Origin of the sequence: Faecalibacterium sp. Marseille-Q4896, from assembly GCF_017377615.1 — a bacterium.
Classification (GTDB): Bacteria; Bacillota; Clostridia; order Oscillospirales; family Ruminococcaceae; genus Faecalibacterium; species Faecalibacterium taiwanense.
The window spans coordinates 30,723-45,042 of record NZ_JAFREG010000008.1; the positions used below are offsets into that span (position 1 = coordinate 30,723).

The 14,320-nt window shown below is 56.8% G+C and carries 12 protein-coding genes and 6 tRNA genes; 11 read left to right on the forward strand and 7 right to left on the reverse strand.

What is annotated here, in order from left to right; genetic code table 11:
- Positions 1-31: 31 nt before the first annotated feature.
- The 4 genes from rlmH to J3348_RS11580 all read right to left on the reverse strand — a co-directional run bounded on the left by rlmH (position 32) and on the right by J3348_RS11580 (position 5,384).
- On the reverse strand, positions 32-517 hold the full coding sequence (gene rlmH / locus J3348_RS11565; protein WP_044954166.1) for a 23S rRNA (pseudouridine(1915)-N(3))-methyltransferase RlmH: 486 nt from the start codon (positions 515-517) through the stop codon (positions 32-34).
- A gap of 29 nt (positions 518-546) precedes the next feature.
- Positions 547-777: a hypothetical protein gene (locus J3348_RS11570; RefSeq protein ID WP_207699037.1), complete on the reverse strand. Its 231-nt coding sequence runs from the start codon at positions 775-777 to the stop codon at positions 547-549.
- A 73-nt stretch (positions 778-850) separates the two neighbouring features.
- Positions 851-3,100 carry a DNA gyrase subunit A gene (locus tag J3348_RS11575; RefSeq protein ID WP_207699038.1) on the reverse strand — a complete coding sequence of 750 codons (2,250 nt, stop codon included), beginning with the start codon at positions 3,098-3,100 and terminating at the stop codon, positions 851-853.
- Between the two features lie 292 nt (positions 3,101-3,392).
- Positions 3,393-5,384, reverse strand: a complete 1,992-nt coding sequence (locus J3348_RS11580) for a toprim domain-containing protein (protein WP_120020158.1) — start codon at positions 5,382-5,384, stop codon at positions 3,393-3,395.
- 355 nt (positions 5,385-5,739) lie between these two features.
- Between J3348_RS11580 and J3348_RS11585 the strand changes: the two genes are divergently transcribed.
- From J3348_RS11585 to J3348_RS11605, 5 genes are all read left to right on the forward strand, one after another.
- Positions 5,740-5,815: transfer RNA gene (locus J3348_RS11585), tRNA-Phe, on the forward strand.
- A gap of 30 nt (positions 5,816-5,845) precedes the next feature.
- Positions 5,846-5,921 (forward strand) — tRNA-Gly (locus J3348_RS11590).
- 29 nt (positions 5,922-5,950) lie between these two features.
- Positions 5,951-6,027: transfer RNA gene (locus tag J3348_RS11595), tRNA-Asp, on the forward strand.
- A gap of 86 nt (positions 6,028-6,113) precedes the next feature.
- Positions 6,114-6,189, forward strand: a tRNA-Gly gene (locus J3348_RS11600).
- Positions 6,190-6,217: 28 nt separating this feature from the next.
- Positions 6,218-6,292, forward strand: a tRNA-Cys gene (locus tag J3348_RS11605).
- A gap of 381 nt (positions 6,293-6,673) precedes the next feature.
- Here J3348_RS11605 and J3348_RS11610 read toward each other — a convergent pair.
- The gene (locus J3348_RS11610) at positions 6,674-7,156 is read right to left on the reverse strand and encodes a GNAT family N-acetyltransferase (protein ID WP_097773887.1); all 483 of its coding nucleotides are present in this window, start codon (positions 7,154-7,156) and stop codon (positions 6,674-6,676) included.
- A gap of 150 nt (positions 7,157-7,306) precedes the next feature.
- On the opposite strand from J3348_RS11610, the gene recG reads away from it, so the two are divergent.
- Positions 7,307-9,367, forward strand: coding sequence for an ATP-dependent DNA helicase RecG (gene recG, locus J3348_RS11615; protein ID WP_207699039.1), 2,061 nt, complete (start codon positions 7,307-7,309; stop codon positions 9,365-9,367).
- 70 nt (positions 9,368-9,437) lie between these two features.
- Here recG and J3348_RS11620 read toward each other — a convergent pair whose 3' ends face one another.
- Positions 9,438-10,130 carry a metallophosphoesterase gene (locus tag J3348_RS11620; protein WP_097773889.1) on the reverse strand — a complete coding sequence of 231 codons (693 nt, stop codon included), beginning with the start codon at positions 10,128-10,130 and terminating at the stop codon, positions 9,438-9,440.
- Positions 10,131-10,305: 175 nt separating this feature from the next.
- On the opposite strand from J3348_RS11620, the gene J3348_RS11625 reads away from it, so the two are divergent.
- Positions 10,306-11,646, forward strand: coding sequence for a D-alanyl-D-alanine carboxypeptidase (locus J3348_RS11625; protein ID WP_154261169.1), 1,341 nt, complete (start codon positions 10,306-10,308; stop codon positions 11,644-11,646).
- Between the two features lie 78 nt (positions 11,647-11,724).
- Here J3348_RS11625 and J3348_RS11630 read toward each other — a convergent pair.
- A tRNA-Gln gene (locus tag J3348_RS11630) sits at positions 11,725-11,798 on the reverse strand.
- Positions 11,799-12,112: 314 nt separating this feature from the next.
- On the opposite strand from J3348_RS11630, the gene J3348_RS11635 reads away from it, so the two are divergent.
- From J3348_RS11635 to lepB, 4 genes are all read left to right on the forward strand, one after another.
- Positions 12,113-12,571 carry an InlB B-repeat-containing protein gene (locus J3348_RS11635; RefSeq protein ID WP_044954164.1) on the forward strand — a complete coding sequence of 153 codons (459 nt, stop codon included), beginning with the start codon at positions 12,113-12,115 and terminating at the stop codon, positions 12,569-12,571.
- 48 nt (positions 12,572-12,619) lie between these two features.
- Positions 12,620-12,841, forward strand: coding sequence for a hypothetical protein (locus J3348_RS11640; RefSeq protein ID WP_223388047.1), 222 nt, complete (start codon positions 12,620-12,622; stop codon positions 12,839-12,841).
- A gap of 337 nt (positions 12,842-13,178) precedes the next feature.
- Positions 13,179-13,721, forward strand: a complete 543-nt coding sequence (locus J3348_RS11645) for a hypothetical protein (RefSeq protein ID WP_005945339.1) — start codon at positions 13,179-13,181, stop codon at positions 13,719-13,721.
- The gene (gene lepB, locus J3348_RS11650) at positions 13,718-14,308 is read left to right on the forward strand and encodes a signal peptidase I (RefSeq protein WP_207699040.1); all 591 of its coding nucleotides are present in this window, start codon (positions 13,718-13,720) and stop codon (positions 14,306-14,308) included. The genes J3348_RS11645 and lepB overlap by 4 nt, the downstream gene beginning before the upstream one ends.
- The last annotated feature ends 12 nt before the right edge of the window (positions 14,309-14,320 follow it).

A 14,320-nucleotide genomic window follows, 5' to 3' on the forward strand; every position in this document is an offset into this window, starting at 1 on the left:
CCTGCTTTGGGGAACAGACCGGTTTTTGCACTTATTTATGGTATTTCATTCCTGCATTGATGGTGCAGGCACGGTAGATCTGTTCCGTGAGCACAAGGCGGGCCAGCTGGTGGGGCATGGTGATGCGTCCCATGCTGAACTTGAGGGCGGCGGCCTTTTTCACCTCATCGGACAGGCCGTGGGACGAGCCGATCACAAAGGCCACATCCCCTGCCCCGCTGTTTGCGCGGTCGGCAAGGAACTGCGCCAGCTCGTCGGAGGAGATCTGCCTGCCTTCAATGCACATGGCCACGATGGCAGCACCCTTGCGTACATTGGACAGGATGGCCTTGCCCTCCTTGTCCAGTGCCTTTTTTACCACGGCATCCGAGGCGTTCTTCTCCTCGATCTTTTCCTCCGGCAGCTCGATGATGCGGAAGGACGCGAAGGCGGCAAGGCGCTTCTGGTACTCGGCCACGCCCTCGGCGAAATATTTTGCATTCAGCTTGCCCACACAGATCAGGTCGATGTTTTGCATTGCAGTTTCCTCTTTTATATAGAAACGATTTAAAATTGTCTCCGCTTCGCTCTGACAATAATAGCGGAAATTCCATTTTTATTTTCGTGTTTGTCGCGGCCTGCGGGCCGCTCCAAACACATTTTCACGGGTGGGGTCGCTGCCGGAAAATGCATTTTTCCGCTGCGCGACGGCTGCAAGCCGACAGCAGCAAGATGCCGTTTGCCGTTGCGGCCTTTCTTGTGAAAAGGCAAATTGGAAAAATCCGCAGATTTTTCCAATTTGCAATCCTTAAAATCAACTTCCGCTAAGGATGGCAGAGCGAAGCGGAGCCATTTCTCAATAAAAAGCGTTTTACAGCAGACTCATCTGCTCGCCCTCGTCCTCGGCGCGGAGCAGCGCACCGGTAGCGGGCAGGCTGCGCACACGGTAGCGGTGGGGGTTCGCCAGCTCCAGCGTGTCCGCAGGTACCACCGAAGCGATGGTCTGGTTCTTTTTCAGGGTGACCACCGCCACGCCCTGACTGTCGCGGGTGGCCTTGGCCGCGATCTGCGCCGTGCCCACCAGCAGCATCCGGCTGGCGCTGGTGCGGATAGCAAGCTCCGTTTCCTCCGGCAGGAAGAAGAGCTTCGCCAGCGGTTCCTTGTCACAGTAGGCCTTGAGCAGCTTACGGCGGTTCTGCTTGGTGGCATAGGAGCTGAGCGGAATTTTCGCGCACTTGCCGCTGGCAAAGAAGAACAGCATATAGCCGCTGTAGTCGCTGGTGATCACCATGGAGAGCACGGTCTCGCCCTCGTCCATGCCCAGACGGCCCGGGATGAAAATGCCCATCTGGGCCACCTTGCCGTCCTCCAGCTCTGCCAGACGCACCTTGTACACCTGCTGCTTGTCGGTAAAGAACAGCGCTTCCACGTTGTTGCGGGTCTCGATCTGCTGCACGATCTCGTCGCCTTCTTTCAGCTTATGGGCACCGGCGGTGCGCAGACCCTGCGGCGGGATCTTTTTGAAGTAGCCCTCGCGGGTAAAGAACACCGTCACGGGGTAATCCGGCGCTTCTTCCTCCTCGGAGCCGTTCTCTTCCTCAGGCAGATCGTACAGGATCTCGCTGCGGCGGGGCTGACCGTACTTCTTGGCAACATCGTTCAGCTCATTGATGATGATGCGGCGGATGCGGGCGGACTTTGCAAGGATATCGTTCAGGTCGGCAATGTCCTTCTCCAGCTGTTCGATCTCGCTGGTGCGCTTGAGGATATATTCCCGGTTCAAATGACGCAGCTTGATCTCGGCCACATAGTCGGCCTGCACTTCATCGATGCCAAAACCGATCATCAGGTTGGGCACCACTTCGGTCTCTTCCTCGGTGGTGCGGATAATTTTGATTGCCTTGTCAATGTCCAGCAGGATAGCAGCAAGACCCTTGAGCAGGTGCAGGCGCTTTTCCTTGCCGTGCAGGTCGTAGTAGGTGCGGCGGCGCACGCACTCCACGCGGAAGGCCGTCCACTCCTTGAGAATTTCGCGCACGCCCATCACGCGGGGCTGGCCGGACACCAGAATATTGAAGTTAGCGCTGAAGCTGTCTTCCAGAGGGGTAGCCTTAAACAGCTTTGCCATCAGCTTGTCGGCATCCACGCCGCGCTTGAGGTCCAGTGTCAGCTTCAGGCCGTTCAGGTCGGTCTCGTCACGCATGTCGCTGATCTCCTTGACCTTGCCGGCCTTGACCAGCTCCGCGATCTTATCCATGATGGCCTCCACCGTGGTGGTGGGCGGGATCTGGGTGACCTCGATCATGTTTTCGCCCGGCACCACATTGTAGCGGGCGCGTACCTTCACGCTGCCGCGGCCGTTCTCGTAAATTTCACGCATCTGCGCTTCATCGTACAAAATCTGACCGCCGCCCACAAAGTCCGGGGCGGGCATAGTGGTGGAGATGTCGTGGTGCTCGTCCTTCATCAGGGCCACGGTGGTGGCACACAGCTCTGCCAGATTGAACGAGCAGATGTTGCAGGCCATGCCCACAGCGATGCCCAGCGTGTTGTTGGCCAGAATGGTGGGGAAGGTGACCGGCAGCAGGGTAGGCTCGGTGGTGGTGCTGTCGTAGTTGGGCACAAAGTCCACGGTCTCCTTGTCGATATCCCGGAACAGCTCCTCGCACACACCCTCGAGCTTCGCCTCCGTGTAACGGGCAGCAGCGCAGGACATATCCCGGCTGTAGGCCTTGCCGAAGTTGCCCTTGCTGTCCACAAAGGGCACCAGCAGGCTCTCGTTGCCGCGGCCCATGCGCACCATGGTGTCGTAGATGGCGGCATCACCGTGGGGGTTCAGGTGCATGGTGCTGCCCACGATGTTGGCAGACTTGGTGCGTGCGCCCTTGAGCAGGCCCATCTCGTACATGGTGTACAGCAGCTTGCGGTGCGCCGGTTTGAAACCGTCGATCTCTGGCAGCGCGCGGCTGACGATGACGCTCATGGCGTAGGGCATATAGTTGGTTTCCAGCGTGCGGGTGATGGGGTCCTCCAGCACACTGCCGGCATTTAAAATTTCAACGCCGTCGCCCAGCTGCGGGCGCACCGGCTTGATTGTTTTCTTGGTCGATTTTCTAGGCATCTTCTAACCTCTTGACGATTTTAAATGGGCGCCGCTCTCGCTCTGCCCATATTCAGCGGAAAATATTTTTTATTTTTGCAGTTCAGGATGGCCTGCGGGCCATCCTGAGCTGCTCTTTCACAGATGGAGCCGTTCCGGTTTTCTGCATTTTTCCCTTAAAATGCCGTGACCCGTTGGGGCCTTCTTCGTGAAAACGTGATTTGGAGCAGCCCGCAGGCTGCGACAAATCACCAAATTAAAATAACGTTACCTCTGTCATTGCCAGAGCGCAAGCGGAGGCAATTTAAAATCATCAGCTCACATCCAGATCGTCCAGATATTCTGCGCCGTGCTGCGCAATGTGTTCCTTGCGGCCTGCAAGGTTATCACCCAGCAGGATATCGAACACCTGCGCGGTCTGCACCACATCGGTGGGCATCACTTTAATAAGACGGCGGCTCTCCGGGTTCATGGTGGTCAGCCACATCATCTCGGGGTCGTTCTCACCCAGACCTTTGGAGCGCTGGATGGTGTATTTTTTCTCGCCGATCTCTTCCAGAAACGCTGTCTTTTCCGGCTCGGTGTATGCAAAATAAGTGCGGTCTTTCGTTGTAATTTCATACAACGGCGACTCTGCGATATACACATAGCCCTTTTCGATCAGGGTCGGGGTCAGGCGGTAGAGCATGGTGAGCACCAGCGTGCGGATCTGGTAGCCGTCCACATCGGCATCGGTACAAATGACGATTTTATTGAACCGCAGATTATCGAGATTGAAGGTGGCCAGCTCCTTGTTGTGTTTGCCGCCCAGTTCCACGCCGCAGCCCATCACCTTGATGAGATCCACGATGACATCCGATTTAAAGATGCGGGCATAGTCGGCCTTCAGGCAGTTCAAAATTTTGCCGCGGATGGGCATGATGGCCTGATATTCACTGTCGCGGCTGGACTTGACCGCACCCATAGCGGAATCGCCCTCCACGATATACAGCTCGCGGCGAGATGCATCCTTGGTGCGGCAGTCCACGAATTTCTGCACCCGGTTGGCAAGGTCGATCTGGGTGGACAGCGTTTTTTTGATGCTCTGGCGCGTTTTTTCCGCATGCTCACGGCTCTGCTTGTTCACCAGCACCTGCTGGCAGATCTTCTGGGCCTCGTCCGGCTTTTCCAGAAAATACACTTCCAGATAATGCTTGAGGAAGTCGGTCATAGCCTGCGAGACGAATTTGTTGGTGATGGCCTTTTTGGTCTGGTTCTCGTAGCTGGTGCGGGTGGAAAAACTGGACGAGACATACACCAAGCAGTCCTGCACATCCTGAAAGCTAATGGCGCTCTCACCTTTTTTATAGAGGTTCTTTTCCTTCAGGTACTTGTTGATCTGATAGACAAAGGCGGTGCGCACCGCGTGCTCCGGGCTGCCGCCGTGCTCCAGCCAGGAAGAGTTGTGGTAATATTCCAGCATCTGCACCTTATTGGAGAAGCAGAACGCCGCGCTCATGCGCACCTTGTAATCCGGCTGGTCCTCGCGGTCCCGGCCGGATGCCTCACTCTCACAGCTGAACACCGGGGTCAGGGTATCCTCCCCTGCCACCTCGGCCACATAGTCCGCGATGCCGTGCTCATAGCACCAGCTCTCGTACCACGCCTTGCCAGTGGCAGGGTCTTTCTCCTTTTCATCGGTAAAGTTCAGGGTCAGGCCTGCGTTGACCACCGCTTGACGGCGCAGGGTATCCTTATAGTAGCTGCCGGGCACATCGATGTCGGTGAACACCTCGTCGTCCGGCTTCCAGTGAATGATGCTGCCGGTGCGGCGGCCCTTGTAGGCTTCCTTCTGCAGGCCGCCCACATTCTCGCCCTTTTTAAAATCAAGGTGATAGTGGTATCCGTCACGGTAGATATCGGCGGTCATCCATGCAGAAGCATACTGGGTAGCACACAGGCCCAGACCGTTCAAGCCAAGGCTGAACTCATAGTTATCCTCACCCTCGCCATACTTGCCGCCTGCATACATCTCGCAGAACAACAGCTCCCAATTGTAGCGCCCCTCGCCGTTGTTCCAGTCCACGGGCATACCGCGGCCAAAGTCCTCAACGATAACGCTGCCATCCTTACAGCGGGTCACGTTGATGGTATCGCCGTGGCCGTCGCGGGCTTCGTCGATGGAGTTGGAGACGATCTCAAAGATGGAGTGGGCGCAGCCCTCCACGCCGTCTGAGCCAAAGATAACTGCCGGGCGCTTACGCACACGGTCGGCACCCTTCAAAGAAGTAATGCTCTCGTTGCCATATTCCTGTTTTTTTGCCATGCTGCTCCTCCCGGCCCGGCCTTTCTTGCAAAAAGCGGGCCGTCTGTAGTCAAATCATAAAACGCCTCTGCCCTTTTCTTACTATAATATAGGTATACACAGAGAAAAAGGGCAAAAGCGCCTGAATCATTTCATTTTCATTAAACCATAGGTTGTTGAATTTGTCAATTTCTGTTTGGCACGCCCGCACACAGCACGTCCTGTGCCGGATGTGCCGAAAGCAGGTTGAAAAAAGTCATTCTTATTTTACGCGCTGGAGCGACCAAAATCAAGAAAGTTTCAATTTTCTGAAAAAAATTTGGATTTACCCCTTTACAAAATCGAAATTTCAGGTATAATAATCATCGTCCGGTGCGCCTCTGTAGCTCAGTCGGTAGAGCAGGGGACTGAAAATCCCCGTGTCATTGGTTCGATTCCGATCGGAGGCACCAGTCAAGGAAACCCAGCAGGGTTTCCAATATGCGGCCGTAGCTCATCTGGTAGAGCGCCACCTTGCCAAGGTGGAGGTAGCGAGTTCGAGCCTCGTCGGCCGCTCCATAACGGAGCAGCAACGGTTGCTCCAATATGGCCCGGTAGCTCAGTTGGTTAGAGCACCAGCCTGTCACGCTGGGGGTCGTCGGTTCGAGCCCGATCCGGGTCGCCACCAAGAAAGCGCAAGCTTTCACCTACTTTGAAACTTGTTTTCAGGGCATCAGAAATGATGGGTGCAAGGTAAAATGCACCGAATATGCGGCCGTAGCTCATCTGGTAGAGCGCCACCTTGCCAAGGTGGAGGTAGCGAGTTCGAGCCTCGTCGGCCGCTCCAACAGGAGTGGAAATTCACTCCTAAATATGGTGACGTGGCCAAGTGGTAAGGCAAGGGTCTGCAAAACCCTCATCCACCAGTTCAAATCTGGTCGTCACCTCCAAAAGATTCCCGGAAGCTGAAGCTTCCGGGATTTTTTTGTTTTGTGTTGTTCCCTATCAGCCTCCTCGCCCTCTCCGTCACCTACGGTGACAGACTCCCCCTTTTGTCACCTGCGGTGACATCTTCCCCCGGAACGGGGGAAGTCTTTCCTCAAAGGGAGAGCCTCTAGCGAAACCGGTCACTTTGCAGTTAAGCCGAAAAGTCTGCCGCAGTGCCGCACTTTCGCAGAAAGCGGCACTGCAAATGCCGTCTACCTTTACGCCCCCTCCAGTGAAAATGCAATGCCGGAGCTTCCGCGGACGCTCCGGCATTGCTCTCTTAAAAATTATTCTTCCGCTGAATACGGCCGGAGCAAGGCGTAGGCCATTCCAGATCGTCCCCCTCAGAACTTCAGCCGCATCTGGTACCACACCACGCCCCCGTGGGTGGAGCCGGAAACGCCCTCGTTCACAAAGCCGAACTTTGCATAGTAGTGCACCAGGGCCTCCTTGCAGGTCAGTACCAGCCCCTTCCGGCCTTGGGCCCGGGCGTCGGCAATGGCCTGCTGCAGCAGCTGCCCGGCGTACCCCTGTCTGCGGCAGGCCGGGATGGTGTTTACCCCAAAGATCATCTGCCAGGCACCATTCTCCCGGTGGAGGGAGGCGTCGGCGTACATCTCATCGGTCAGGTCCGGCCAGTCGGTGCAAAAGCCGTCCACAAAGGCCAGCAGCCTTTCCCCCTCCCACAGCAGCCAAAAATGATCGCCGTACTGCTGCAGCCGCTCGGCAAACTCCTCTGCCGTAGCCGCCTCTGCCGCCGGGAAGCAGGCCGCCTCCACCGCTGCAATGGCCTCCAAGTCCTTTAAGGTCCCCTTACGGATCTCCATAAATATTCTCCCCTCTTTTTCTTCCGAGTGTACCACAGTTCCTGCCCAAAGGCAAAGGTCCTGCCGGTTTTTCCTTTTTGGGCCATTTGCATCCGCTGCCGCTCCGTGTTACAATGGCTATATTGCATCCAGGAAAGGAGCTGACACGCCATGCCCGCCGAAAACCATACCACCCTCACCCCGGATACGCCGGTGCGCTATCTGAAGGGCGTTGGCCCCAAGACCGCTGAGCGGTTCGAGAAGCTGGGCATCGTGACGCTGGCCGACCTGCTGTGCCACTACCCGCGCAGATATATCGACTTCACCAAACCCTATTCCATCGCCGAAGCGCCCACCGATGTGGAGTGCGTCGTCAGGGCCGAGGTGTTCGCCAAACCCGGCGGGCGTATCCTGCCGGGCGGGCGGCGGATGGAGCGCATCACTGCCGGGGACGATGTGTCCAGTCTGGAAATCACATGGTTCAATAATCCGTATGCCGCCCAGAAGCTGCAGCTTGGGCAGGAATATTATTTTCAGGGCATCGTTACCGGCGGGATGCTGCGCCGCCAGATGGTCAACCCGCAGGTGCGCACCGCCGAGCAGATCAAGGCTTCTCCCTTTGAAGCGGTCTACCCCCAGACCGAGGGCCTGACCAGCAATGCCATCGCTAAGTGCGTGCGGCAGCTGCTGCCCCATGCAGAGCTTCTGCCCGACCCTCTTCCGCCGGAAATGCTGGCAAAATACCGTCTGCTCTCCAAGGCAGATGCCGTGCGGGCCATCCATTGCCCTGCCACCGAAGAGCAGGCCTATGCAGCCCGGCGGCGGCTGATCTATGAAGAACTTCTGGTTTTGCAGCTGGGCATTGGCCGGATGAAAAACCGGGGTGCCGCTGCCACCGGTGCGCCCATGCAGCTTGCCGACCCGTCCCTGTTCTGGGCCAGCCTGCCCTTCTCCCCCACCGGAGCCCAGCGCCGGGCCGTGAGCGAGATTCTGGCCGACATGGCGGGCGAGACTTCCATGAACCGCCTTTTGCAGGGCGATGTGGGCAGCGGAAAAACGCTGGTGGCGGCTGCCGCCATCTGGGCCTGCATCCGGGCGGGGTATCAGGCCGCGCTGCTGGCCCCGACAGAAATTCTGGCCACCCAGCACGCCGAAGGCCTGAACCGGATGCTTGCCCCCTTCGGGATGCGGGTGGCCCTGCTGACCGGCGGCATGAAGGCCGCTGCACGCCGCACCACCCTTTCCGCCATCCGGAACGACGAAGCCGACCTTGTGGTGGGCACCCACGCCATCCTCAGCGAAGGCGTAGAATTTGCCCGGCTTGGTCTTGCCGTGATCGACGAGCAGCACCGCTTTGGGGTACGGCAGCGCGGGATGCTGGCTGAAAAGGCCGCGAATCCGCACCTGCTGGTGATGAGCGCAACGCCCATTCCCCGCACGCTGGGCCTGCTCATCTACGGCGATTTGGACATCTCCATTCTGGACGAGCTGCCGCCGGGCCGCACACCGGTCAAGACCCGCTGCATCACCGGCAAAAAGCGGCGCGACCTCTACCATTTTCTCGATCAGGAGATCGGGCGCGGGCGGCAGGTGTATCTGGTCTGCCCCGCCATCGAAGACACACCGGATGGCGGGCTGAACGCCGTTAAGAGCTACTACGAGGACATTGCCAAAGCCCTGCTGCCGGAGCGCCGGGTAGGCCTGATGCACGGCAAGCTCAAACCCAAGGAGAAAGCTGCCGTGATGGAGGACTTCAAAGCCGGACGGCTGGACGCACTGGTGTCCACCACCGTCATTGAGGTGGGTGTGGATGTGCCCAATGCCAGCGTAATGGTGATTGAAAACGCAGAGCGCTACGGTCTGAGCGCCCTGCACCAGCTGCGCGGCCGCGTGGGACGCGGTGCTGCGGAGAGCTGGTGCTTCCTTGTCAGCGACAACCAAAGCGAAAACGTACAAAAGCGGCTGAAATTTTTGTGCAGCACCACGGACGGCTTTGCGGTGGCGCAGTACGATCTGGAGACCCGCGGCCCCGGCGACTTTTTCGGCAGCCGCCAGCACGGCCTGCCCACCCTGCAGATCGCCGACCTGATGAACGACACCCGCACCCTGCACGCTGCGCAGGCGGAAGCCGTTGCCATGCTGGCCGACGACCCGCTGCTGGAAGCGCCGGAGCACGCACTGCTGGAACAGCAGGTGCAGCAGATGTTCGAGAAAGCCGGAGCCATGAACTGATCCGGAGGTTTTTTGCGCACAAGCAACAGCAAATGCAAAAGCCGCTGCACGGCTGGTGCAGCGGCCCCTGTTACCGAACGGAACGCTTTGCGTGCCGTTCGCCCATGCTTATCACATCGCAGAACACGCAGCGGCTTTTGGTGGAAAGCTGGGTATCCTTATGGTAGCAGCCAAAAAACCACTTGTCGTAGGTCAGCTTCAACAAAATTTTATCCAGAAAGCTGTGCAGCTGGTTAGTCTCGCCGCTGGCAAGGGCGGTAAAATCCAAAAATCTGCTTGGCGCATCGTGGGTCAGCACATAATCCACTTTGTAATCGCACGCTGCAAGGTTCTCCTCACAAAAGGCGTATTCCTCCTCCGAAGGCATTTCTTCCCTCCACCAGTTCACGCCGGGTTCCCGATCCTCCACATCCTGGCTTTCCGCACCGCCAAAGCACAGGTATTTTTTATTCTCCAATTCCAGCACACTGCCGCGGCACACATGGTACACATTGCCACCCAGTGCCTGCACCTTCCCGCCAAAGCGTTCCTCGGTGGGATACTGCTTCAAAAGGTCGTAGTTTTCGTGGCTGCCGTCCAGAAACAGCAGGGTATACGGGCGCTTGCGCAGCCAATCCAGCTTTTTCTGTTCCTCCTTGCTGCCGTCCCACACAAAGCCAAAGTCGCCCAGTACCACCACGGTATCCCGTTTGCCCAGCCAGCGCAGCTTGCCGTGCTTGAAGCGGTCGATGTCGCCGTGGGTGTCCCCTGTCAGATATACCATTCCTGTCCTCCCTGACCGGATGTGAAATCGGCACAATAAGCCTTGTCACACCCCGCCAAACCTGTTATTATAAAGAATACAGCCTTCCGCTGTGATCTCGTTCTTACCCGGCGCACTGCACCTGTGCCGTGCTGCCTGTTGTTTTATATTATCGCTTTTTAAAGGAATTGTCCACATGAAACGTATTTTTGCGCTGGTTTTGTCGTTCGCTGTCCTGTTCAGCTGCCTCGTACTGCCCGCCGGGGCTATGTTCGACCCCACCCCGGTCTATCAGGTGCAGGCACAGAGTGCCTATATCGTCAACACCGATACCAATATCATCGTCTATGATAAGGACAGCACAAAGCAGGTATCCGCCGGTGGTCTGACAAAGTACATGACCATTGCCCTGCTGCTGACCAACTATGCCGACCATCTGGACGACACCTTCCAGATGCCCTTTGCCATCTCGGATTACGTTTATAACACCAACAACGCCGATATGCGCTCCAACGAGACCTTTACCTACCGCGAAGCCATGTACGCCATGCTGACCCGCAACGCCAACGAAGCCGCCATGGGCCTTGCCTACGCCCTTTCCGGCGGCGACCTCGCGGGCTGGGTGAGCCAGATGAACATCCTGTCCCAGCGCATCGGCACCACCGGCAGCACCTGGACGGATGCCTGCGGCATCGACAGCGGCAACGTGACCTGTGCCGTGGATATGTACCTGATCCTGCGCTATCTGATGAGCTTTGATGCCTTTGTGGAGGTTTCCGGTGCGCCCAGCTTTACCATGCCCGCCAAAGAAAAACACCGTTCTTCGTCTGTTCTGGTCAGCCAGAACGCCGCGCTGAGCAAATCCAGCGGCGGCAAATACTACCGCAGCGCCATGCAGGGCGGCATGTGCGATGTGACCGCATTCAAAAGCGACAGTGGCAATCAGAGCTATGTTTCATGGGCCAATAAGGATGGTGCCACCTATATTTTCTGCGTGATGCAAAGCCCGGACACCTGCGACGATTTCGGCTACGCCAACCGTCGCCCGGCCCTGTGCGAGACCGTGAAGCTGATGGACTGGGTGTTCGACAGCTTTTCCATTCAGGCCGCGCTGGACACCGACCTTACGCTGGCCGAGATCCCGGTGAAGTATTCCTCCGATACCAGCTCCCTGCAGCTGTATCCCGCCGACAGCATGATGACCCTGCTGCCCTCCACCGGCGACGGCAGCGTGACCCAGAAATATTTCCACCTGCCGGATGCGGTCAGTGCGCCCATCCAGCAGGGCGATGTGGTGGGTACCGTGGAGCTGAAGCTTGCCGGTGAGACCATTGGCGTGGTGGACCTGATCGCCGGGCAGGACGTCAGCCTGAACCCGCTGCTGTTCACGGTGGCGCGTTTTCAGGAATTCTTAGGCAGTCTGTACCTCAAAGTTGTAATAACATTGAGTATTATTTCCATCATCATCTACTTTGCGTGGGTCCTTTTGAACAACTGGAACCGCCGCAAGCCCACCAGAAAGATCCGCCGCCGCTGAGCTTTGCACCGTTCAGCCGCATTTTGTGGAAAAGTGATGCAAAAAGCCCCGTCAGCCTTTTCAGGATGACGGGGCTTTTGGTTGCGCCAGCAGGAGTCGAACCTACGATGGGGGAGTCAAAGTCCCCTGCCTTACCGCTTGGCGATGGCGCATCGTGCAAGATATTATACCATATTCTTTGTTTTTCCACAAGGGGAAGGTTCCACTTTTCCGCTTTTGCGGCGGCTCTGTGCCGCCTTTTGCAGCCTGCAATTTGTGAAAAACCAATTTTTTTCATCATAACAACAGAATACGCCCATTTTGTTGCACTTTTGTTACACTATATGTGGTAAATATAGGATTGAATAAACCTCCTCTTCCCGGCTTTTTCGTCTACTGCCTCATGGCGGGGACATCGAGGTCTGTTCTGGTGTTTCCGTTCCCGGCAGGCACCACATCCCAATTCGTCAGGAAAGCGAGGAGTCATATGAAAAAGATCTTGAAAATGCTGGTCCTCGGTCTGCTCAGCGCTGCACTGCTCTGCTGTGCACTGCCCTCTGCCTTTGCCGCAGAAGACAAGGATTCGCAGGTCTACACCATTGGTTTGGATGCCATGGGCGGCAGCAGCTCCACTGTGGCAGTCACCACCAATCTGAGCGGCAAACTCAGTGCCCTGCCCGCGCAGCCTACGCTGGAAGGCTACACCTTTGACGGCTGGTATACCGAGCCGGTGGGCGGCACAAAAATCAGCACCTCTACGGTGTTTACCGGTGATACCACTGTGTACGCACACTGGACCGTGAAAAATGCCACCACTTCCACCAGCACATCCACGCCCGCTCAGCCGGAACAGACCGCGCAGGAATACGATGACGGCCCGATTCTGAGCGTTCTGACGGTAGCCGGTGCTCTGATCACCACGCTGGCCGTGGCTGCCTTTATTTAAGTCTTTTCACACACTGTATCAATTTTATCAATAGAAAGGAAAATCTCCATGTCTACTATGAAACTGCCCGCAAACTATGCCTCCATCAGCGAAGAGGAAATGGTCTATCTGGACGGTGGTGCCCGCGACGCTTACAACAGCTTCCTGAATGTCGGTAAGGTGTTCAACGCCATTGCCCGCATCTTCTCCGGTGCAAGCTCCATCATCAACAATGTCAACGTGATCTACCAGTCCTTCCTGACTCTGGGCGATCTGCTGAAGAGCTTCTGATCCGGCTTCTATTTTCATCTGTTTTTCAAGAACTGTCTCCGTTGTGAGGACAGTTCTTTTTGTTTTTAACGCATTTTCAGTCCGGTGTAATCGTTTACATCAAAAGAAACAATTTTTCTTTGGCTTTGGGAAAAAAATGCACGGAAAAGGCATTTTTGTTACGCTTTTGTTACGCATACTGTGCTAACATATAAGGTGGAAGGTCATTCATCAAACTGGCGCTTTCACGCCGAAAACTGATATATCAAATGTGGTTTTGTGGTGCGAAAATTTTCGTATTTGTCGAAAGTTTTCGTTCGCCCAATCCGACCACTTTTTGCGGGAGAAATCGATCATTATGCCAGACCGTGAACTGCGGCACATGCGCCGCACCGAATTAGTCGAGATCATTCTGGCGCTCAAGCAGAGCGAGGACCGGCTCCGGGCAGAAAACGCTGCCCTGTCTGCCCAGCTGCAGGAACGGCAGATCCATATTGAAAACGCAGGTTCCATTGCGCAGGCTGCACTGGAGCTGAACAAGGTGTTTGAAGCGGCGCAGGCTGCGGCTGATGAATACGTTGCATCGGTGCTCGCAGCAAACAAAAACACCGATGCCGCTGCCAGCGCTCTGCGCGCTCAGGCGGAAGCCGAAGCCCAGCAGATCCTTGCACAGGCACAGACCGAGGCTGCGAACCTGAAGGCCCGCACCCAGCAGCAGTGCGACGCGGAAACGGAAGCCGCTGCACGCAAGCGCGCCCAGACCGAAGCGGACTGCAAGGCAATGCTTGCCCGGACGCAGCAGGAGATCCAGCAGCGCCGGGCCGCTTTTGACCGCCGGGCCAGCGAACTGCTGGACGGCTATCACAGCACGGAATTCCTGCCGGAGGAGCGTGCCAAATGAAAGAGCAAAAGATCAGGTTCACGCCCATTCCATCCACAGCAGAGGTGGAAGCAGAGCGCGAACGTCTGGCCTACCGCAGCCGTTATATGCGGGTGCTGCGCAGCACGGTCTACACGCTGCTGGTGGTCGCGGCCGTTGCCGTGCTGCTGGCCACCCTGTTTCTGCCGGTGCTGCAGGTCTCCGGTGACAGCATGAACCCCACTCTGCAGGACCGGGACATCATTCTGCTGGTCAAGGGCAGCGACATGAAGACCGGCGACCTTTGCGGATTTTACTGGCAGAACAAGCTTCTGCTCAAGCGCATCATCGGCCTGCCCGGTGATGTGATCGAACTGGACGAGGACGGTGTGGTCACTGTGAACGGCCAGACGCTGGATGAGCCATATGTAGATGAACTGGCTCTGGGCGAATGCGACATCAAATTTCCCTATCAGGTGCCGGAAAACCGGTATTTCGTACTGGGTGACCATCGGGCCACCTCCATTGACAGCCGCAGCAGTGTGATCGGCTGTGTGGAAAGAAGTCAGATCGTAGGCAAGGTTTTTTTGCGGGTATGGCCCTTGTCCAACTTCTCGTTGATCCACTAAGGAGGTTTAGGA

What these genes read in the sequence shown, in the direction of transcription:
- rlmH (WP_044954166.1), bottom strand. Translation starts at nt 517, where the DNA reads ATGCAAAACATCGACCTGATCTGTGTGGGCAAGCTGAATGCAAAATAT.
- J3348_RS11575 (WP_207699038.1), bottom strand. Translation starts at nt 3,100, where the DNA reads ATGCCTAGAAAATCGACCAAGAAAACAATCAAGCCGGTGCGCCCGCAG.
- J3348_RS11580 (WP_120020158.1), bottom strand. Translation starts at nt 5,384, where the DNA reads ATGGCAAAAAAACAGGAATATGGCAACGAGAGCATTACTTCTTTGAAG.
- J3348_RS11610 (WP_097773887.1), bottom strand. Translation starts at nt 7,156, where the DNA reads ATGGAGATCCGTAAGGGGACCTTAAAGGACTTGGAGGCCATTGCAGCG.
- recG (WP_207699039.1), top strand. Translation starts at nt 7,307, where the DNA reads ATGCCCGCCGAAAACCATACCACCCTCACCCCGGATACGCCGGTGCGC.
- J3348_RS11620 (WP_097773889.1), bottom strand. Translation starts at nt 10,130, where the DNA reads ATGGTATATCTGACAGGGGACACCCACGGCGACATCGACCGCTTCAAG.
- J3348_RS11625 (WP_154261169.1), top strand. Translation starts at nt 10,306, where the DNA reads ATGAAACGTATTTTTGCGCTGGTTTTGTCGTTCGCTGTCCTGTTCAGC.
- J3348_RS11635 (WP_044954164.1), top strand. Translation starts at nt 12,113, where the DNA reads ATGAAAAAGATCTTGAAAATGCTGGTCCTCGGTCTGCTCAGCGCTGCA.
- J3348_RS11640 (WP_223388047.1), top strand. Translation starts at nt 12,620, where the DNA reads ATGTCTACTATGAAACTGCCCGCAAACTATGCCTCCATCAGCGAAGAG.
- J3348_RS11645 (WP_005945339.1), top strand. Translation starts at nt 13,179, where the DNA reads ATGCCAGACCGTGAACTGCGGCACATGCGCCGCACCGAATTAGTCGAG.
- lepB (WP_207699040.1), top strand. Translation starts at nt 13,718, where the DNA reads ATGAAAGAGCAAAAGATCAGGTTCACGCCCATTCCATCCACAGCAGAG.